Source organism: Rhodococcus daqingensis (assembly GCF_042665615.1).
GTDB lineage: Bacteria > Actinomycetota > Actinomycetes > Mycobacteriales > Mycobacteriaceae > Rhodococcus_G > Rhodococcus_G daqingensis.
This window is the reverse complement of record NZ_JBHTCS010000002.1, coordinates 393,877-413,549: the sequence shown is the minus strand read 5'-3', so window position 1 is coordinate 413,549 and position 19,673 is coordinate 393,877. Positions and strand designations below refer to the sequence as shown.

Sequence of the window (19,673 nt, the reverse complement as noted above, 5' to 3'; positions counted from 1 at the left end):
TCGGTCACGGCATGCGGGTGCCGGTCCACGTCCGGCCGAGTTCTTCTGCTGTCCTTGCGATCTCACCGATGAGCCGGTCGCGTTCCGGCTTGCTCACCTCCGGCCGCAGGGGGCCGAGCTGGAGCTCGTACTGCGCGCGGCCGTTGCGGTCGAACACCGGGGCGCTCATATAGCTGATTGGCAGCGGATCGTCGGCGTCGAGCCTGCTCGACGGATAGGCCGCGCCCCCGAGCGCGCCCAGCAGCTCCACGGCCCTCGTCGACAGGGAGTCGCGCCGGGGGTGCTCGGCGAGCAGGTTCACGACCTCTCCCAGCAGCCCGAGCATGAGCGGGTCGATCTGCCCGAGCTCGAAGACCACCACGCCTGACTCGCGCACCTGCTCGAGCGACATCTCGATCGCCGGCCGGTCCGCGGCGTCCGCGGTGTCGAGCCACGCGCGTTGTTGGGCGGCCGGGCGGTGCGCCATCGCGGCCGTGCCCATCGGCGCCACCAGGGGGAGCCGCGTTCCGACCCGCACGGCGGTCGGCAGGTCCCCCTCGACGCGCACGATGCTCACGTAGGTCACCTCGCGGGCACCGATCAGCGCGAGCGCGACGCCGCAGCCGGCCCGTGCCGCGAGCCTCTCCAGGGCGCGGTCGTCGTGGAGCGCCGGGTACACGCGGTGCATGGCCTCGGCGACGCCGATGAGTCCTCCGCCGAGCGTGTACCGCCGATCGGCCTGCCGCGACACCCAGCCCGACCGATCGAGCGAGGTCAGGATCAATGTGGTCGTCGACCTGCTGAGTTCGAGTCGCTCGGCGATCGCCTTGGTCGACACCGGTTCCGTGCTCCCGGCCAGCAGCTCGATGATCGCCACCACCCGGTCGGTCGGCGGCGAACCGGCACGGTCGGTTTCGTCTCGGGTCTTGTCTTTCGTCACAGCCGCACCTACCATCCGAACGCCAAATACCAGCCACCTGGTGACTAATATTTGTCACACGCTAGCAGGTGGGTCGCGGATCGATCGCACCCAATCGACATAAGGAACAACTATGGGCACCTACGTCCTCACCGGCGCCGCCTCCGGGCTCGGCGCGGCCACCAAGGCGCGGCTGGAGGCCGACGGACACCGGGTCATCGGCGTCGACCTCCACAACACCGACGTGAACGTCGACCTCAGCACGGCGGAGGGTCGCGCGGAGGCGATCGCACGGGTCACCGAGCTCGCCGACGGCAAGATCGACGGCTTCGCGCCGTTCGCGGGCCTTGCCGCCGCCGCGGGCCGACCGGCGCGGCTGCTCATCGCGGTCAACTACTTCGGCGCCATCGAGCTGCTGGAGGGCCTGCGTCCGCTGCTGGCCAACGGCGAGAACCCGTCCGTGGTGCTGATCAGCTCCAATTCCACCACCAGCCAGCCGAACTGGCCGACCGACCTCGCCGAGGCCTGCCTGGCCGGTGACGAGGCGCGCGCGAACGAGGTCGCCGACGGCTTCGGCGATTTCGCCGCCATCCAGGCCTACCCGGCCACCAAGGCGGCGCTGGCCTACTACGCGCGCACCAAGTCCGCCGAGTACATCGCGCAGGGCATCCGCCTCAACGCGATCGCGCCGGGCCTGATCGACACCCCGATGACGCAGGAGGGCCGCAAGGACCCGCTGGTCGGGGCGGGCATGGAACAGTTCCTGGCCACCATCCCCGCCGGTCGCGGCGGCAGGCCCGAGGAGGTGGCCGCGTTGGTCGCCTTCCTCCTCGGCCCCGAGGCCAGCTACTTCGTCGGATCAGTCGTCTTCGTCGACGGTGGCACGGACGCCGCCTTCCGCGGCAAGGACTGGCCGAAGATGTGGGACCTGAGCCAGGGCGCCGGCTAACCCGGTTTGTGGGCCAACTCCCGAAAGGGATCCCGCCTCACCCGCTCCGGTGCACCTCGTCGACGGTGAAACCCGCCGACTCCAGGTAGGGCACCGGGTCGCGGGTGAGGTGGTCCGCGCCGAACCGGCCGCCCGGCGCCAGCACCCGGAACGCCTCGGCGCTCGCCCGTTCCCCTCGTCGACTCACCGTCCCGGACGCGCGTGGGTCAGGTGGGACACCGATCGGTTCGCCGGCCACTTCTTGAGCCCGACGCGATCGGGCGTGATCCTCTTCCTCACGAACTGGGCCTCGAGTTCCGGATCGGCGGCGCCCGCGAATCGCCACAACGTGGTGTCGGCGATGCGCGACACCATCGCCCACGACTCGGCGCGGTACACGGCCCGAACAATGTTGTCCGCAAACACGATCACCGGAATCCCGGCCGACTCGCGCACAGCGGTCCCGGCCGCCCACGACTGCCGTGCCATCGCGTAGATCTCCTCCGGCGTCGCTCCCCGTTTCGCCGCACCCTGCACCTCGACCAGGAAGCACGGCGTGGGCAGGTTCGGCACCGGTTCCGCCTCGTACTGCAGCACCAGGTCATCGATCGGCGAAGCCCTGAGTTCGAGTGCCCCGCCGGTGAGGTTGGTGAGGCCGGGAGTTTCGTTCTCCGGCTCGATCAGGCCGAGCACACCGACGAGCGCCCTACCGATGCCGTCCGCGGTCTGATCGGCGTCGGCGGCCGCGAGCTGGTGCGCCGCGATGTAGTGCTCCACCTCGTGGCCGGAGTCGTAGATGTCGCGAATGCGCCTGATGCTCGCGGCCGTGACCTCGGCGCGGTCCGTCTCCGGGCCCTCGACCAACCGACGACTCCCGGTCTCCTCCAGCGCGGTCCACACGTGGCCGAATACGCGGTTGCCGCGACCACTCCCCACGTAGAAGACCGACCGGTTGCGCGGATCCAGCAGCGCGTACACGTAGACCCCCAGCTGTTCCGCCACCCGCGCGGGTAGTGGTTTCGGAGCGGGACGAGTCTGATGAACCGTCGTGACGATCAGTCGCAGCGCGGCGAGCCGCAAGGCCACCGGGACACCGTGGCCGTCACCGTCGATGCGATCGAACAGCGCCGCCGATGCCGCCTGCACCGACGTGAACGTCCGGCCCACATGTCGCCCGAGGGACGCGGTCACAGCGGCGAACTGTGCCAGCCGCACCCGCGGATCCGGCGATGCGTCGTCCAGGTCGTTGGATGCGAGGAAATTCTGGACCTCGGGCGAGTCAAGCCAGCGTTGTGTGATGTCGATCGGAACTGTCCAGACGGTGGCCATCCCCCGACTGTAGTGAAGGTTGCCGTGAAAATAGCTGGTCGCGCGAATCCAGAGCCGCTAATGAGTGAGGGCACCGCGCCGACGCCGCCCAATTGCCCTAGTCGCCTCCGGGCGCTCGCGACCTGTCGAGCATCGCCGCGATGTCGAGGAGCTGCGGCGCGGTCATCGACACCGGGGGGAGCGCGCGCAATCCGTCGTCGGTGACCCACACGGCCCCTGTGCCGTCGACCGCGACGTCTGGTCGCGAATTGTGCAGGGGCGTACTCGAAATGGGCCGGAGGGTGTGCGGGTCGAGCAGCGTGATCAACCAGTACCCGCGAGAGTCGTTGTAGGCGTGCGGGCCGGCCAGAGGCCACCAGGCGCCGCGGGATCCGTCCGGTGGGGTGGTGCACGATCCAGATGCGGTCACCGATGGTGCCTCCATCGAACGGTCGTCCGGGAAACGGCTCGGGTCCGCTGAGGGTGAGGTCGGCGGTGACACCGAAGACGCGACCGTCCCCCGCGTTGAACAACCTCGGCGGCTCGGCGGTGAGGAAGGCTTCGTAGGAGGACTGCATGTCGAGGGTGGGTCCGACCGCCATCTCGCCTTCCACGCTGACGTTGACCAGCACGCTGTCACGTTCGAGCAGGCCCGTCGAGTCGCGCAGGAGGACCAGAAACCCGTTTCCGTGCACGCACATCGACACCGGATCCCCGTCGGGCGGCCGGAGATCGAGTCGGTGGCCGCCCGGGCCCCACAGGCCCAGGACCGCCGCGCCGTCCACTCGGCTGTAGGTCAGCAGTGTTTCGCCGCTCGCCGCCGAAAGGTCCACGGGCCGATCGGAGACCGAATGAACGGCGCCGTCGATCCCACACCGGAAGATGCCGTCCCAGCCCGCGACCCAGCAGCCTGACGCGTCGGCTCGCAGCCTCCGGGCGCCCGGCGCGGCATAGACCCTGCCCGGGATCAGGTACTCGGTGAGCTCGCTCGGCCTGCGGACACGGATGACCACCGGCAGTTCCCGGTCGGCCACCCACAGGTCGTCGCCGTGAGCGGAGACCGCGTCGGGGCAGATGCTCGGACGTAGCGGCAGCGGGGGAACGTCGTCGAGGTCCAGGTCGACCAGCACACCGGTCTCGCGCTCGGCCGTCGACGCGGACTCGTCGGCGAACATCCCGCCGTCGTTGAACCACCGCGGTGACCGTTCGAGGTCGTGCAGCCGGGAGGCGCCTGGCACTTCGGTCCATGACGGCGGTGGGCCGGGTTCGGTGCGGAACGTCCTGGTCTCCAACCGAACCCTGGTGACGCGGCCACGCACCCGGCCCTCGGTGGCGTACCCGAGGTCGCCGATCAGGCGCCCGGTCACCTCGACCCGACCGATGGCGGGCCGGGGCGAGTTCCACCTCGCGGACCACCCGTCGCCGCGCAGGAAGATCGACCACTCCCAGCGTCGGTGTACCGCACCGGGTGTCTTGGCCGCGGGTTCCAGGCGCGGTTTTCCGTCGGCGAGGGGTTCGGCGTCGGCGGTCACGGTGAGGATCGTCGGGTCGGCGTCGTCGGCCGGAATCTCCTCGAACAGCAGCGGAAACGTCCCGACGTCCCCGATCGCCGGTGGCGGGGTCTGCCCGTCCTCGATGGCGAGCGAATCGACCAGCACGCGCAGCAGTCGATGGGGTCGCGCTTCGCCCGAGTCCATGCACACCACTGTGGCAGACTTCGCCGGACTACGACCCCGCCCGGATCCACTCCTCGAGGTGCGGCGACTCGGTGCCGATCGTGGTGCCGTCGCCGTGCCCGGTGTGGACCCGGGTCTCCGCGGGCAACGCGAACAGCCGATCCCGGATCGACCCGATGATCGTCGGGAAGTCGGAGAACGAGCGGCCCGTCGCCCCCGGGCCGCCGGAGAACAGGGTGTCGCCGCTGAACAGCTCGCCCGCCTCCGGCAGGTACAGGCAGGTCGAACCCGGCGAGTGACCAGGCGTGTGGATCGCCTGGATCTCGGTGCCCGCGACCGCGATTCGCCCGCCGTCCTCGAGCGGCTGGTAGGTGACCCCGGGGTGGGTCATCTGCCACAGCACATCGTCGGCGGGGTGCAGCAGGATCGGCGCGTCCAGGCGCTCGGACAGCTCCGGCGCCACCGTCACGTGGTCGTTGTGGCCGTGGGTGAGAACGATCGCCTTCACCCGCCTGCCTGCGACCGCGTCGACGATCGGTTGCGCGGTGTGCGCGGCGTCGACGATCACCACCTCGGTGTCGTCGCCGATCAGCCAGATGTTGTTGTCGACGTCCCAGGTGCCGCCGTCGAGGCTGAAGGTGCCGGAGGTGACGACCCGGTCTACTCGAACGGTCACAGGACCACCACCGAACGCAGCACGTCCCCGCGGTGCATCGACTCGAACGCCTGCTCCACCTGGTCCAGCGTGATCCGCTCGGTCACGAACTTCTCCAGCGGCAGCCGGCCCTGCTGGTAGAGATCGACGAGCATCGGGAAGTCGCGCTCGGGCAGGCAATCGCCGTACCAGGACGACTTGAGCGAACCGCCGCGGGAGAAGAAGTCGATCAGCGGCATCTCCAGCGTCATGTCCGGGGTCGGCACGCCGACGAGCACCACGGTGCCGGCCAGGTCGCGCGCGTAGAACGCCTGCTTCCAGGTCTCGGGCCGCCCGACCGCGTCGACCACCACGTCGGTACCGAAGCCGCCGGTCAGTTCCTGCACGGCCTCGACCACGTCGTCGACCTCGGCGGCGTTGATCGTGTGGGTCGCGCCCAGCTCGACAGCCCACTCGAGCTTGCGGGGGTCGCGATCGATCGCGATGATCGTACCGGCCCCCGCCAGCCGGGACCCCATGATCGCGGCATCGCCGACGCCGCCGCAGCCGATCACCGCGACGGAGTCGCCGCGGCCGACGTTGCCGGTGTTCATCGCCGCGCCCATGCCCGCCATCACGCCGCAGCCGAGCAGCCCCACCACCGCGGGATCCGCGGAGGGGTCGACCTTCGTGCACTGGCCGGCGTGCACCAGCGTCTTGTCGGCGAACGCGCCGATCCCGAGGGCAGGCGTCAGCTCTGTGCCGTCCTCGAGGGTCATCTTCTGGGTCGCGTTGTGGGTGTCGAAGCAATACTGCGGGCGGCCGCGCTTGCAGGCGCGACACTGACCGCAGACGGCGCGCCAGTTCAGCACCACGAAGTCGCCGACGGCCACGGAATCGACGCCGTCGCCGATGCTCTCGACGATGCCGGCCGCCTCGTGCCCGAGCAGGAACGGGTACTCGTCGTTGATGCCGCCCTCGCGGTAGGTCAGGTCCGTGTGGCACACACCGCAGGTCGCGACGGCCACGACCACCTCGCCCGGACCCGGATCGGGGATGGTGATCGTCGCGATCTCGACCGGTGCTCCCTTCGAGCGGGCGATGACACCCCGAACCTGCTGCGGCATGGCTTTGTCTCCTTCGTACTCGGGTGAACGTATTGCGATACGAGCATCTCCGACACGACGCTATCCCGACGCCCGCGGGGGCGGGACTGATCGAAGGGATGGACCGGACCGTCCGAAAGGACAGCTCGTGCGTCAGGGTGCCGCCCTGACCCCCGCCTCCGCGCCGACGGCGGCGGCCTCCCCGCGGGTGTCGACGCCGAGCTTCTTGAGCAGGCGCGCCACGTGGAACTTCACGGTGCTCTCACTGACCCCGAGCCGCTCGGCGATGACCCGGTTGCGCCTGCCCGCCACCAGGTGCTCGAGCACCTCGAACTCGCGGGGACCGAGTGCCGCCAGCTCGTCCCGGCGCTGATTCGTCGTGGCGGGCGGATCGAGCGGCAGGGTCGCGGTGACCCGCGAACCCCACCCCGGTGTCGATTCCGACTCGAGGGTGCCGCCCAGGGTCTCGACCCGTTCGCGGAGCTGACGTTCGATGTCCGTCACGTCGGCCTCGCCGCCGCCGTCGTCGCGGACGTCGAGCACCAGATGTGTGCGGTCGCAGGTCCACGCGACCCGGATGCGGGTGAGGTTCGGCTGCGCGGACAGCGCCAGCACGGCGCCGCGGACCACGGCCCGTGCCGCGTGCGCCACCTCGCCGGGGAGCGCCCGTCCGTCCACCGGCGGTTCCACCAGTTCCAGCTCGAGCTCGCGGTGCCGCACCAGGGTGCGCAGTTCACCCCGGAGCCGGGCGAAGGCCGTCGTCACTGCCTCCTCGGCGAGCTCGCGGTACTGGTCGACCGCGGACCGCAGGCCGACCAGCGCCGAGGTCGCGGTCTCGCGGGCGGTGGATCGGGCGTGCGCATCGTCGAGGTCCTTCGACCTCAACGTGGCCAGGATGGTCTCCAGCGTGGCGGCGTGTGCCTCGGTGAGTTCGGAGACGGTCCGGGCGCGCTCCGCGGACGCGGCCCTCGATTCGGCCAGGTAGGCCGGGGAGGCCTGCCGCACCTGCAGTTGGATCCCGGTGGCGACCACGGCGATGAGCCCGCGCACCGTCTCGAGCGGCGCGGAGTCGTCCAGTGGACCTCGCGGCGTCAGCACCAGCAGCGTCTCGGTCTGGTCCAGGATCGCGCAGACCTCCCGCCTGCGCCGACCGATCGTCGCCGGGCCCCGGTAGATCAGTCCGCGGTGGCCGCGCCCCAGTTCGCCTCGCAGAGTATCGAGTTCGGCGACGGTGACCCGATCGACGATGGTCGGATCACCCGCGACCTTGCGCGGCCGTCCGGTGCACTCGCGGGTGAAGATGACGAGACCGGTGTGCGGGACGAGGTCGGCGAGCAACAGCGAGAACCGGCGGCCGATCTCGGGAAGCGGTCCGACCAGAACGTCGCGCAGCCCGGTCAGCAGGGTGTCGTCCGTCCGCGGACCGCCGATCGGGTTGGCCTTCATCAGCCCATTGTCCCCGTCCGTGAATTAGGTTGTGGAGCGGCCGATGAGTTTTGCGATCGGCGACGGTCTACCTCTTCGACGACCTCATAGCCGAGGACGCAGAGACACGCAATCCCCGACGACAGGAGCAGAGAATGTCCCGCATGCTTTTCGTGAACATGGCCGTCAAGGACATCAAGGCGACCCGGAAGTTCTTCGACGGACTCGGTTTCGGGTTCAACGAGGCCTTCAGCGACGAGAACTGTGCCTCGATGGTGATCAACGAGGTGACCACCGTCATGTTGCTCGAGGAGGCACGGTTCCGCGACTTCATCTCCGACGACATCTGCGACACCTCGAAGGCCCGCGAGGCCCTGCTCTGCATCTCCGCGGACAGTCGGGAGGAGGTCGACTCGCTCGTCGACACCGCCATCGGTGCGGGCGGCTCGGCCTGGATGGAGCCGCAGGACCAGGGCTTCATGTACGGCCGTGCGTTCCGCGACCTGGACGGGCACGTCTGGGAGGTCATGTGGATGGATCCCGCAGCCATCGGGTGACAGCGGCTACGCCGCCCTGTGCGCGTGTTTCACCCCACTTGGGGTGAAACACGCGCACAGTTGTCTGCATGGCCGAAACGATCGACGAGCAGTTCGTCGAGACCGTCGGGGCGATGGCGAGCCCGACCCCCGGGCGCTCGCCCGCCCCGACGGATCCCGTTCGTGACGGTTCGGCGCTCACGGTGGCCCGCTGCCTCGAGCTCTTCGACGCCCAGCTCGGCAGCCGACACCTCGACCTCGCGGCCCGCCTGCTGCGCGCCGCAGGAGCGGGCTTCTACACGATCGGCTCGTCGGGTCACGAGGGCAACGCGGCGGTCGCCGGCGCCCTGCGCCCCACCGACCCGGCGCTGCTGCACTACCGCTCCGGGGGCTTCTTCCTCGAACGCGCGCGCCAGGTCGGCGGCGGCGATCCGCTGCGGGACGTGCTGCTCGGGGTGGTGGCGGCCGCGGAAGACCCGATCTCGGGCGGGCGGCACAAGGTGTTCGGTCGTCACGACCTCGCGGTGATCCCGCAGACCTCCACCATCGCCTCGCACCTGCCGCGCGCGGTGGGGGTCGCGTTCTCGATCGCCCGTGGCCACCGACTGGGTGTCGACACGCCCTGGCCCGCGGATGCGGTCACCGTGTGCAGCTTCGGCGACGCCTCCGCGAATCATTCAACCGCGGTCGGGGCGATCAACGCCGCGGCGCTGGGTGCGTACGAGGGACTGCCGCTGCCGCTGCTGCTGGTCTGCGAGGACAACGGGATCGGCGTCAGCGTGCCCACCCCCGAGGGCTGGATCGAATCCGCGTACTCGGGGCGCGAGGGCCTGGCGTACTTCGCCGCGGACGGCTGCGACCTCGCCGACGCCTTCGCCACGGCCACGCGCGCCGCGGACTGGGTTCGTACGCACCGGCGCCCGGCGTTCCTGCACCTGCACACCGTCCGCCTGATGGGCCACGCCGGCTCGGACGTCGAATCGGCCTACCGTCCCACCGGGGTGATCGCCGCCGAGCAGCGCCGCGACCCGCTGCTGGGTACCGCGCGGCTGCTCATCGAGTCGGGCGCCCTGACGCCGGCGGAGGTGCTCACCCGATACCAGCGCAAGCGCGACGACGTGCTCGCGTTGGCCCGGGAGGTCGCCGAACTCCCCCGCCTGACGACGGCCGCCGCGGTGATGGCACCGCTGCGAGCGCCGAACCCCGGGACGGTGGCCGTCGGTGCGGGCGGATCCACGGATCCGCCCAGTCGGGCAGCGGTTTTCGGGGATGCGTTACCGGAGGAGCAGGGCCGGCTCACCCTTGCGCAGGCGATCAACCGCGCCCTGCTGGACGTCCTGGCGGCCCATCGCGAGGCCATGGTCTTCGGCGAGGACGTCGCGCGCAAGGGCGGCGTGTACGGCGTCACCCGGGGGCTCGCGAATCGGGTCGGCGCGTCCCGGGTCTTCGACACCCCGCTCGACGAGCAGACGGTGCTCGGGCTCGCGCTCGGCGCGGGCGTCTCCGGGTTGCTGCCCATCCCGGAGATCCAGTACCTCGCCTACCTGCACAACGCGGAGGACCAGATACGCGGCGAGGCAGCGACATTGGGGTACTTCTCGTCCGGGAGGTATCGCAACCCGATGGTGGTGCGGATCGCCGGCTACGGGTACCAGAAGGGCTTCGGCGGACACTTCCACAACGACGACGCGGTGGCCGTGCTGCGCGACATCCCCGGTCTCGTGGTGGCCTCCCCGGCCCGGCCCGAGGATGCCGCGGCCATGCTGCGTACCTGCGTCGCCGCCGCGAAAACCGAAGGCGCGGTGTGTGTTTTCCTCGAGCCGATCGCGCTGTACCACGAGCGGGACCTGCACGAGCCCGGCGACGAGGGCTGGTTGGCGCCCTATACCGGGCCGGAGTCCTGGGGGGCCACGCACGTCCCGATCGGGAGCGGGCGCACCCACGGGGACGGAGCGGACCTGACCATCGTGACCTTCGGCAACGGGCTTCGGATGAGCCTGCGGGTCGCCCAGCGGCTGCGGGCGCGACACGTGAACGCCCGGGTGTTCGACCTGCGCTGGCTGGCACCGCTACCGGTGGCGGACCTGCTCCGCGAGGCAGGCGCCACCGGTCGGGTCCTGGTGGTCGACGAGACGCGGCGCTCGGGTGGCGTCTCGGAGGGGGTGATCGCGGCGCTCGTCGACGGCGGCTTCGACGGTCGGATCGCGCGGGTCACGAGCGAGGACAGCTTCGTCCCGCTCGGCGACGCCGCGCGCCTGGTGCTGGTCTCCGAGGAGCAGATCGAGGAGGCGGCGGCCGGGCTGGTCGGCCGGTGAGACCGGTCAGGCCCCGTCGAGCTCCATCGCGACGGCCCGCACCGGCGCACCATCGCCGCCCGCCAGCCTCAGCGGCAGGATGCTGATCAGCGGGTCCGGGAAGTCGACGAGCTCGAGGTTGCAGAGGTTCTCGGCGATCACGCCGCCCGCGGTCGCGATCAGGTGGTGTGCCGGGTAGCCGGCGTCCTCGTCGCCGGACGGGTCGATGCTCGGCGCGTCGAGGCAGAATGCCCGCACCCCGCGTTCGAGCAGCAGGGCGCACGCGTCGGCGCCGAGGAACGGGTGGTCGTAGTAGTCGTCGGTGCCGTAGTGCCGGGCCCAGCCTGTGTGGATCAGCGCGATGTCGCCGGGCCGCACCGTGTCCACGGTCCCGGCGAGCATCGCCGAGGTGATCGGCTCTCGCGGCGCCAGTCCGCGCATGTCGAACACGACCCCGCGGCCGACGAAGAGCGACAGGTCCATCCGATCGATCGGGGTGTCGCCGTCCTGCAGGTGCACCGGGGCGTCGACGTGGGTGCCGGTCTGCGATCCCATCTCCACGCGCAGGACGTTGTAGCCGTCGCGGGCGACGGTGCAGTGCGGGATCAGCCTCGCCACCGGGTCGCCGGGGTAGACCGGCATGCCGTTGTCGATCGGGTGTGAGAGGTCCACGACCCTACGCACCATCGTCATCGATACCTCCAGCCGCTTGGTTGCCCACCAGTATCACGCCGGGGCGGCGCCCGCCCACGTCGCGGAGGACACATCAGGCCTGTTCCTCGGGCAGAATCCGGGTGATCTGATCGATGCGCGAGATGCGACCGTCGGCGCTGAGGTCGGCGAACGTGTAGACCTGGGTTCGGACGGTGCGATTCTTCCGGGTGACCGCGTGCAGCGTGTAACGGACGGCGAGGTGGTTTCCGTTCATCACGGCCTCGTGCACCTCGTAGCGATAGTCCCGCACGTTCTTGCGGACGGGGCGAACATGGTCGACGAGCTTGGCGCGATCGAGACGGAGCCCGTCGTTGTACTGCACGAAATCCGGGACGTAGTACCGGTCGATGACTGTTCCGGGGTCTTCCGCACCGAACGCGACGTCCTCGGTGAACGACGTCATGAAGGTGGTGAAGTCTGCTGCGGCGGTGTCGGGCGCAAAGGTGTGCATGCCGGTTGTCCCTATCGTGTGGTCGGCACGGGCGTGCTTGTGCGGGCGGTGCGCCGGACCAGGTCGGCGGCGAGGATCACCAGCGCGAAGGCGCAGAGCGCGGTGGTGACGCGAATGTCGTTGAAGAGATCCCAGGCGGCCAGCCGGTCCTGGTAGTCGACGGCCAGGGCTCCCGCCGCCCAGACCTTCATCTCCTGGTTGATCGGCACGTTGCCGAATCTCGTGACGAGGAAGGTGGCGACGGCGAGCACGGCGCCGCCGGCGGTAGCGGCACGAGCAGGTCCGCGTAGGGCCAATGCACACCAGCCGCAGGTCAGGAACGCCGCCAGCATCAACGACTGCATGACGATGCTGTTCATCCTCATCAGTTCGGTGCGGAACGCGAGGTGCACGTCGATCGGGACGGCGTCGAAGGTCGGTGTGACATTGGCCCAGCCGTAGAGGAAGGTCCCGGCCAGCAGCCCGGTGGCCAGCAACGCCGCCGGCATGGCCAGGCGAGCGTTCGGAAGGGGCGCGGTGTGTTCGGTGCTGTCATTCATGAGGCCAGGGTGGCCCCTGGCGCTCACAGATCGCTCACAGTGCGCTCGCATCGCCGGCGAGAAGCACTGGCAGAGTGGAGCGCATGCAGGTGGGAATCCTCGGGCCGCTGGAAGTCCGGGCGGACGGCGCGAGCATCCCGCTCGGTGGCGTTCGGCTGCGCACCCTGCTCATCCGGCTCGCCCTCGCCCCGGACCGACCCGTGTCGGTGGAGGCGTTGTCTGACGCGGTGTGGCACAGCCGGTCTGACGCCGAGGTGCCCCGGAACGGCCTTCACGCACTTCATGCACTGATCTCGCGGCTTCGCGGCGCACTGCCGGATGGGGCCACGGTGCGGTCGGTCGAGGGCGGGTACCGATTGGGCCTGGCACCCGAGGCGGTGGATGCCGTGCGCTTCGAGCAACTCGCTCGAAGCGGGCGCGCCGAGCTGGACGCCGGACGCCCCGATGTCGCGGCGGCCCGGCTGGGGGAAGCCTTGGCGCTGTGGCGCGGGGAGGCGCTCGCCGATGTGGCGGACGCGCCATTCGCCGCGGCAACGATCGCCCGGCTCGACGAGATGCGGCTGACGGCGATCGAGGATCGAGCCCGCGCGAACCTGCACAGGCGTTCGGAGATACCGCAGCTCGTGGGGGAACTGCAGGCACTGTCGTCGGCGCATCCCGCGCGGGAACGGGTGCGGGAGTTGCTGATACGCGCCCTCCACGCCGACGGGAGACCGGCCGAGGCCCTCGAAAGCTATGAGCGATTCCGGGCGACCCTGGCCGAGAAGTACGGCACCGATCCGTCGCCCGAACTGCGGCAAGCCCATCTGGCCGTGTTGCGCGACGACGGCCAACCGACCGCGAGCCGCCGCACCAATCTTCGCGCCGAGGTGACTTCCTTTGTGGGGCGTCGCGCCGAGCGGACACTGGTTTCGCAGCGGCTGACCGAGGCCCGACTCGTCACGCTGGTCGGCCCGGGCGGCGTCGGCAAGACGCGACTGGCGGCGACGGTGGCCGCCGATCTGGTCGATGCGACGGCCGCGGTATGGCTGGTGGAACTCGGATCGGTGACCGATCCCGGCGATGTCGCCCGGACGGTGCTCGGTGTGGTCGGCGGCCGGGGCGGCGCCGTCGACTCGAGCCGGGATCCCGTCGATCGACTGGTGCATGCGCTCTCGTCCGGGACGGCGCTGCTGGTGCTCGACAATTGCGAGCACCTCCTGGACGCGACGGCTGCGCTCGCCGAGGAGTTGCTGGCTCGCTGCCCCTCCCTGACGCTGCTCGCGACGAGCCGAGAACCGATCGGGATCGCGGGCGAGGCATTCGTCCCGGTGGACCCGCTGGTCGTGCCCCGCCGCGGCGCCCCCGTCGAGCATTTCCTCGACAGCTCGCCGGTGCGCCTGTTCGCCGATCGCGCGCGGGCCGCGCGCCCGGATTTCGCGGCCACTGCCGCCAACGTGGCCGTGATCGCCGACATCTGCCGCCGACTGGACGGCCTCCCACTTGCCATCGAACTCGCCGCCGCTCGGGTACGAACGCTGCCGGTCGAGCATCTCCTGGAGCGGATCGACAGCCGGTTCACCCTGCTGACCGGCGGCGGCCGAACAGCGATTCCCCGGCACGGCACGCTGCGCGCCGTGGTTGCCTGGAGTTGGGACCTGCTCGAGGACGAGGAACGACTCCTGATGGAATCGTTGGCGGTCTTCGCCGGCCCGATCACCCTGGACGCGGTCGAAAATATCTGCGCGACACGGGCTCCCGTCGTGGATGCGGTGTCGGCGCTGGTGGACAAGTCGCTGCTGCGCATGGTCGACGGGCCCACCCTGCACTATCACATGCTCGAGACGATCCGCGAGTACGCGCTCGAGGCGCTGACCGTGCGCGGCGATGCCGACCGGATCCGGCGCGCACATGCGCGGTACTTCCTTGCTCGGGCCGAGGCCGCCGCACCGCACATGCGGGGACCGGAGCAACTCCGCTGGATCGAGTTGCTCACGGCGGAGCGTGGCAACCTACTCGGCGCCTGGCACTTCTGTTGCAGCACTGGGGATGCCGATACCGCGGTCCGGCTGGCGACCGCGCTGTCGTTCTACCTGACCGTCCACGGAGACCACCGCGAGGCAGCCCGGCTGTTGCGGATGGCGTTGGATCTGGCCGTGGAATCGGGCGAACGCGTCCGGGAGCCCGCGACTGCGGCATACCTGCTCAATGCGGTGCTCGCCGGCGATGTCGCACCGATTGCCGCGACCATCGACCGGTTCCGCGGAGCCGCGAAGAGCGGCCACCCGTCCAGCGGGGTGATCGAGCCGCTGCTCGCGATCGTCTCCGGTGACACAGCCGCCGGGTTGACGGCGATCGACACCAGCAGACCCCACCCGAGCCCCTTCGCTCGCGCCATGCTGTGCCTGGTGCGTTCCATGCTGAACAGCAACGCCGGCGACCTGGGCGACGCGAGCCGGGACCTGGCCGCCGCGGCCGATCTCTTCGAGAAGGTCGGCGAGCGGTGGGGGCTGGTCACGTCGTTGACCTTCCTCGGAATCGCCCAGACGATGCTCGGCCGCCCGTCCCACGCCATCGCTGCTCTGGAACGATCGATGTTGCCGGCTCGGGAGCTCGGCAGCGACGACTACCAGCGGTTGTGGCTGGCCACCGCGCACGAGTATGCCGGCGACATCGATACGGCCCGGACATATCTGCATCAGGTGGCGGCGGGCATTCCCGCGGCCCGCCATCTCGCCTTGGCGCGGCTGAAGCTCGCCGACATGGCGCGCCGAGAGGGCGATGTGTCCGCCGCCGACCGGGAGTCCAGCTCGGCGTGGCGGGCCGTGGGTGCCGGTGGCGACAGCGACGCAGTCTTTCAGGCCTTGTACCGGACCGCCTCGGGACGCCTCGCACTGGCGGCCGGAGATGGCATCGGCGGAAGACGAGAGCTGCGAGCGGCTCATCGGGCGGCGGTGTCCACCTCGGACATGGTGCTGGTCGCGATGGTGGGCACCGCCGTCGCCGAGCTGTTGGCCGAGCAGGGAGAGCTACCCATGGCGGCCGAGATGCTCGGGGCAGCGCACGCCCTTCGGGGCGCGGCGGATGCACTGCATCCCGACGTCGCGGGGCTGACAAAGCGATTGCGGACTGCGTTGAGCAGCAGGCCTTTTGGTGCAGCCTACGACCGTGGTCTGCGGCTGCGCCGGTCTGCCGCGCTCGAGATCCTCGAGGCCGGCCTGATGTCGCCGCCCGGACCCAGGTGACGCATCGGTCAGGACGAGCGGAGCGGGTACTCGAAGCCCGGCACCACCCGGCCCGCCGCCGCGGCGGCCACGAGCACGATCACCACCGCGGGTATCAGGGTGTGCGGGAGATAACCGAGACCCGGGTCGGTGAGTCCGATGCCGCCGGCGCACAACGCCGCCGGGACGTGTGGTGCCCGAAGGACGGCCATCATCGCGACTGTCGCGACGACCGAGGCGGCGACGGCGACCTCGCCCGGTCCGAGGACCGCGGTGACGGGCAGGGCCGTCGCCGCGGCGGCCGGATAGGCACGCAAGACGGCTCCCGGTCTCGCGGGCGGTCCGGAGGGCGCGAGCGCGATGAGGGCGGCCGACGCCACGAACGGTAACGCGAAGACCGCGAGTCCGAGCAGGTGTTCCGCCGCGACCAGGGACGCGATGATGATCAGCGCGGCCGCGGCGGCGCTGAGTGCCGAAGCCGCGGTGCCCCGGCGGGCAACCACTGCGGAGGCGCTGGTGAGCACGGACATGAGACTCCTTCTGATATGTGTTGCGGGATCAGAGGTTTCGGCGCAGGAAGTCCCGGATCAGGTCGGTGATCTCCGGCCCGTGGGTCTCCAGCGCGAAGTGGCCGGCGTCGAGCAGGTGGATCTCGGCGTCGGGGAGGTCGGTCGCGAACGCCTCGGCGCCCGCGGGACCGAAGATCTCGTCGTGACGGCCCCACGCGACCAGCGTCGGCGGTCGGTTGGTGCGGAAGTACTCCTGGAACGCGGGGTACCCGTCGAGATTGAACTGGTAGTCCCAGAACAGCTGGAGCTGAATCTCCTTGTTGCCCGGCCGATCCAGGCCCGCCTGGTCCGCCAGCCAGGTCTCGGGAGCGATCCGGTCCAGCCGGTCGGCGGGCACGCCGTGGGTGTACTGCCATCGCGTGGCCTCGAGCTCGAGGAGCTCGCGGACCGCAGGCTCGTGCGCCGAACGGTTCTGTGCGTGCGCGAACAGCACGTCCCAGAACGGGGTGAACCCCTCCCGGTAGGCATTGCCGCTCTGGGTGATCAGCGCGGTGATGCGGTCCGGGTGCTTGGCGGCGATCCGAAGCCCGATCGGTGCGCCGTAGTCCTGGATGTAGAGCGCGAAGCGCTCGACGCCCAGGCGGTCGAGGAGCTTCTCGGTGATCTCGGTGAGGTGATCGAAGCTGTACTCGAATTCGTCGACCGCGGGCATCGAGGAGTGGCCGAAGCCGATGTGATCCGGCGCGATCACGTGGAACTCGTCGGCGAGTTCGGCGGCCAGATTCCGGAACATGTGCGAGCTGCTCGGAAACCCGTGCAGCAGAACGATGGTCGGGCTGTTCGGGTGGCCGGACTCCCGGTAGAAGACCTCCAGGCCGTCGATGGTCGCGGTGCGGTGGCGGGTGTCGAAGCTGGACATGGTGGCTCCTGACTCTCAGGGGAGAACGAGCGTTCTCCCTTCTGGCGTGTAGAGTAGAGAACGATGGTTCTCCGCGCAAGTGTCGAGGTGAGAGATGGATCCGGATACCGCAGACGCCCAGCTGCTCGACGCCGCCGAGGCGCTGTTCAACGAGCGCGGCGTGCAGGCAGTCGGGATGGACGAGATCCGGTCCCGGTCCGGGATCTCCCTCAAGCGCCTCTACCGGCTGTATCCGGCCAAGGACCGGCTGGTCGAGGCGGTGCTGCGCAGGCGCGACCTGGCCGTGCGGGAGGAACTCGCGCGGTTCCTCGAGCCGATCGAGGACCCCCGCGACCGCGTCCTCGGGGTGTTCGACTACCTCGACGCCTGGTTTCGGAGGGAGGACTTCCGGGGCTGCACGTTCATCAACACCTTCGGCGAGCTGGGTGGCGGGAACCAGGCTGTCGCCGACATCGCCAAGGCGAACAAGGCGGCGTTGCTCGGGAGCCTGCGCGAGCTGGTCTCCGCCGCGGGCCTACCGGCGCCGCTGGCGGACCAGCTCGCGATCCTCGCGAACGGGGCGATGGCGACCGCCGCGATCGTCGGCTCGCCCCTCCCCGCCCGGCAGGCCAGGGATGCCGCCCGCGTCCTGCTGGACGCGGTGAGCTGACTACGTGACGTCCGGATCGGGGGTCGCGCTCATGTCACCGGAACGTCGTCGCGACGTCGGGTCGCGGGCTCTGCGCTGCTGTAGCGACTGATCCGGCCCGTACCCCAGGCGAGCGAGATGATCATCGCGAGGCTGCAGGCCAGCACGACCAGTGAGGCGGCGCCGAACAACCATCCGGGGTGGTCGAAGGTGCGTTCCCGCTGCAGGATGGTGATCTCCGGGACGAACGGACGGGTGGAGGCCGGCTCCGCGGCCAGTTCCTCCGCGCCGATACCGGCGTCGGCCGGCAGGTAGATCGGTACCGCCGTCATCATCCGTCCGGATTGCAAGCGCAGCAGCGTCTTCCAAGTCCCGTCGATCGGGATGGGCTCGTTGGTGCGGTAGGTGCCCTCGCCGGTGCGCTCCATCGTGCCGACGGTGAAGCCGTTGCCCAGCCCCTCGCCGCCCTGCCAGGACAGGATGGCGACCCAGGCGGGGTCCTCCCCCGCCAGATCCCTCGGGTCGAGCGTCACCGCTGCGTGTGCCATCGCGCCGCCGTCGTCCGGGGCCTCGGTGAGCACGATTGTCGCCCGGGCGTTCTCGGGGACCGTCGCGATGAGTCCGTTGGCCGTCGCGGCCCCGACCGCGAGGATGGCAGCGGCCACGGCCACGGATCCGACACCGGGACGCGGCAGGCCCTCGCCCCGCAGCACGCGGCCGAAGATGCCGCCGCAGATGCCGACCGTGATGCCCACCGGGATCGACATCGCCAGCGCTTCGCCCCAGATTCCGGCGGGCCACGGGAAGATGTAGACGGCGTCGATCCACAGCGACTCGAGCCAGAGGCCGACGGTCGCGACGAGGAGACCGCCGACCGCGCCGAACAGCACGCGGTTCTTCAGCAGTGGGGTCAGCGCCAGCAACTCGATGACCACCGCGGCTCCGAGGTAGAGCGCGAAGACGTTGGTCGGCGCGCCGAAAACGGGCCCGACCAGCAGCGCGGTGATCAGCCGGACGCCGGCGGCGAAGAGTGCCGCGACGATCGCGGCGAACGGGCCGAGCACGATGCGGGCGGCGACCAGGGCGAACGCGCCGGCCGCGCAGATCAGCATCGGCTGCAGGACCAGCCGGAACTGCTCGACGCCGAAGTCGTACTCGATCTGGAACACCGACATGCCGATGATCAGGCCACCGAACGTGGCGCAGCGCAGGAACCACGTGAAGCGTCCGTCGCGGCGCTCGGCCGGGGGCATGCTCATCCGGCCCTCGAACTCGAGCAGCAGGATGCCGACGAGGGAGAACCCGGCGCCGCCGATGAGCATCAGGTGCGTCGGGCCCCACAGCGTGACGTCCTGCCCGAACATGCGGTGCCAGGCGTCGTCGAGGGGGAACCCGATCAGCGCGTACAGGCCGGTACCCGCGACGAGCAGGCCGCTCACGGGGACGTACCAGGTGCGGGTGACCTTGATGGCCGCCCTGCCGGGCTTCTCGTCGCGGGGCAGGATCATCGCGAGCATGCCGGTGATGAACAGCATGAACAGCCCGATCAGGATCAGGTAGTGCGCGGGGTTCGCGAGCGGACCGTCGTCGCGCCCGCGCCCGATGTGCAGACTCACGTCCCAGATGAACCCGAGGAACGCGGTGAGGATGGTGGCGACGAACAGGGCCAGCGGCAGCGCTGCCCACGACGGCAGGCCGCTTTTGCGGCCCGCGGCGTCCGCGAGGCGTTGCAGCCAGGTGATCTTGCGGGTGCGGTGCAGGTAGGCGATCCACAGCAGCCCGACGGTGATGATCGCCGTGGCCACCGAGATGCCCACGATCTGGTCGAGCGCCGCGCCACCGCCCTCGGTGGCCGCAGCTAACTGTGCACTGTGCGTAACAGTGACTTCGCTCACGGGGTGAGTA

The 19,673-nt window shown here is 70.2% G+C and carries 18 protein-coding genes; 5 read left to right on the top strand and 13 right to left on the bottom strand.

Going from position 1 to position 19,673, the window contains the following annotated elements; translation table 11 throughout:
* Positions 1-4 precede the first annotated feature (4 nt).
* A complete protein-coding gene (locus ACFQS9_RS03230; RefSeq protein ID WP_378401482.1) occupies positions 5-919 on the bottom strand; it encodes a helix-turn-helix domain-containing protein in 915 nt (304 codons plus the stop codon).
* Between the two features lie 112 nt (positions 920-1,031).
* Between ACFQS9_RS03230 and ACFQS9_RS03225 the strand changes: the two genes are divergently transcribed.
* Positions 1,032-1,847, top strand: a complete 816-nt coding sequence (locus ACFQS9_RS03225) for an SDR family oxidoreductase (protein WP_378401480.1) — start codon at positions 1,032-1,034, stop codon at positions 1,845-1,847.
* A gap of 37 nt (positions 1,848-1,884) precedes the next feature.
* On the opposite strand, the gene ACFQS9_RS03220 is transcribed toward ACFQS9_RS03225, so the two are convergent.
* The 6 genes from ACFQS9_RS03220 to ACFQS9_RS03195 all read right to left on the bottom strand — a co-directional run bounded on the left by ACFQS9_RS03220 (position 1,885) and on the right by ACFQS9_RS03195 (position 7,996).
* A complete protein-coding gene (locus ACFQS9_RS03220; RefSeq protein WP_378401479.1) occupies positions 1,885-2,034 on the bottom strand; it encodes a hypothetical protein in 150 nt (49 codons plus the stop codon).
* Positions 2,031-3,017, bottom strand: a complete 987-nt coding sequence (locus ACFQS9_RS03215; RefSeq protein ID WP_378401477.1) for an LEM-3-like GIY-YIG domain-containing protein — start codon at positions 3,015-3,017, stop codon at positions 2,031-2,033. Before ACFQS9_RS03215 ends, ACFQS9_RS03220 begins: the two co-directional genes overlap by 4 nt.
* Positions 3,014-4,831, bottom strand: a complete 1,818-nt coding sequence (locus ACFQS9_RS03210) for a hypothetical protein (RefSeq protein ID WP_378401475.1) — start codon at positions 4,829-4,831, stop codon at positions 3,014-3,016. The genes ACFQS9_RS03215 and ACFQS9_RS03210 overlap by 4 nt, the downstream gene beginning before the upstream one ends.
* A 28-nt stretch (positions 4,832-4,859) precedes the next feature.
* Positions 4,860-5,486, bottom strand: a complete 627-nt coding sequence (locus ACFQS9_RS03205; protein ID WP_378401473.1) for an MBL fold metallo-hydrolase — start codon at positions 5,484-5,486, stop codon at positions 4,860-4,862.
* Complete coding sequence (locus ACFQS9_RS03200; protein ID WP_378401471.1) at positions 5,483-6,571, bottom strand: S-(hydroxymethyl)mycothiol dehydrogenase; 1,089 nt, start codon at positions 6,569-6,571, stop codon at positions 5,483-5,485. The genes ACFQS9_RS03205 and ACFQS9_RS03200 overlap by 4 nt, the downstream gene beginning before the upstream one ends.
* 132 nt (positions 6,572-6,703) lie before the next feature.
* Positions 6,704-7,996, bottom strand: a complete 1,293-nt coding sequence (locus ACFQS9_RS03195; RefSeq protein WP_378401469.1) for a LuxR C-terminal-related transcriptional regulator — start codon at positions 7,994-7,996, stop codon at positions 6,704-6,706.
* A gap of 134 nt (positions 7,997-8,130) precedes the next feature.
* On the opposite strand from ACFQS9_RS03195, the gene ACFQS9_RS03190 reads away from it, so the two are divergent.
* Both ACFQS9_RS03190 and ACFQS9_RS03185 read left to right on the top strand, forming a co-directional pair.
* Positions 8,131-8,532 (top strand): VOC family protein, encoded by a 402-nt coding sequence (locus ACFQS9_RS03190; protein WP_378401467.1) that lies wholly within the window; start codon positions 8,131-8,133, stop codon positions 8,530-8,532.
* A 68-nt stretch (positions 8,533-8,600) separates the two neighbouring features.
* Positions 8,601-10,826 (top strand): thiamine pyrophosphate-dependent enzyme, encoded by a 2,226-nt coding sequence (locus ACFQS9_RS03185; protein WP_378401465.1) that lies wholly within the window; start codon positions 8,601-8,603, stop codon positions 10,824-10,826.
* A 6-nt stretch (positions 10,827-10,832) separates the two neighbouring features.
* Here ACFQS9_RS03185 and ACFQS9_RS03180 read toward each other — a convergent pair whose 3' ends face one another.
* The 3 genes from ACFQS9_RS03180 to ACFQS9_RS03170 form a co-directional block, all read right to left on the bottom strand.
* Positions 10,833-11,498: a cyclase family protein gene (locus ACFQS9_RS03180; protein ID WP_378401462.1), complete on the bottom strand. Its 666-nt coding sequence runs from the start codon at positions 11,496-11,498 to the stop codon at positions 10,833-10,835.
* A gap of 73 nt (positions 11,499-11,571) precedes the next feature.
* On the bottom strand, positions 11,572-11,970 hold the full coding sequence (locus ACFQS9_RS03175; RefSeq protein WP_378401460.1) for a nuclear transport factor 2 family protein: 399 nt from the start codon (positions 11,968-11,970) through the stop codon (positions 11,572-11,574).
* A gap of 11 nt (positions 11,971-11,981) precedes the next feature.
* Positions 11,982-12,509 carry an anthrone oxygenase family protein gene (locus ACFQS9_RS03170; protein WP_378401458.1) on the bottom strand — a complete coding sequence of 176 codons (528 nt, stop codon included), beginning with the start codon at positions 12,507-12,509 and terminating at the stop codon, positions 11,982-11,984.
* Positions 12,510-12,592: 83 nt separating this feature from the next.
* Here ACFQS9_RS03170 and ACFQS9_RS03165 point away from each other — a divergent pair, with 83 nt between their 5' ends.
* The gene (locus ACFQS9_RS03165; protein ID WP_378401456.1) at positions 12,593-15,733 is read left to right on the top strand and encodes a BTAD domain-containing putative transcriptional regulator; all 3,141 of its coding nucleotides are present in this window, start codon (positions 12,593-12,595) and stop codon (positions 15,731-15,733) included.
* A gap of 8 nt (positions 15,734-15,741) precedes the next feature.
* Here the strand turns inward: ACFQS9_RS03165 and ACFQS9_RS03160 are convergent, their stop codons facing one another.
* Together ACFQS9_RS03160 and ACFQS9_RS03155 are read right to left on the bottom strand one after the other, a co-directional pair.
* Positions 15,742-16,242, bottom strand: coding sequence for an HPP family protein (locus ACFQS9_RS03160; protein WP_378401454.1), 501 nt, complete (start codon positions 16,240-16,242; stop codon positions 15,742-15,744).
* A gap of 28 nt (positions 16,243-16,270) precedes the next feature.
* On the bottom strand, positions 16,271-17,140 hold the full coding sequence (locus tag ACFQS9_RS03155; protein ID WP_378401452.1) for an alpha/beta fold hydrolase: 870 nt from the start codon (positions 17,138-17,140) through the stop codon (positions 16,271-16,273).
* Between the two features lie 94 nt (positions 17,141-17,234).
* Here ACFQS9_RS03155 and ACFQS9_RS03150 point away from each other — a divergent pair, with 94 nt between their 5' ends.
* Positions 17,235-17,789 (top strand): TetR/AcrR family transcriptional regulator, encoded by a 555-nt coding sequence (locus ACFQS9_RS03150; protein ID WP_378401450.1) that lies wholly within the window; start codon positions 17,235-17,237, stop codon positions 17,787-17,789.
* A 29-nt stretch (positions 17,790-17,818) separates the two neighbouring features.
* Here the strand turns inward: ACFQS9_RS03150 and ACFQS9_RS03145 are convergent, their stop codons facing one another.
* Complete coding sequence (locus ACFQS9_RS03145) at positions 17,819-19,663, bottom strand: hypothetical protein (RefSeq protein WP_378401448.1); 1,845 nt, start codon at positions 19,661-19,663, stop codon at positions 17,819-17,821.
* Positions 19,664-19,673: the final 10 nt, after the last annotated feature.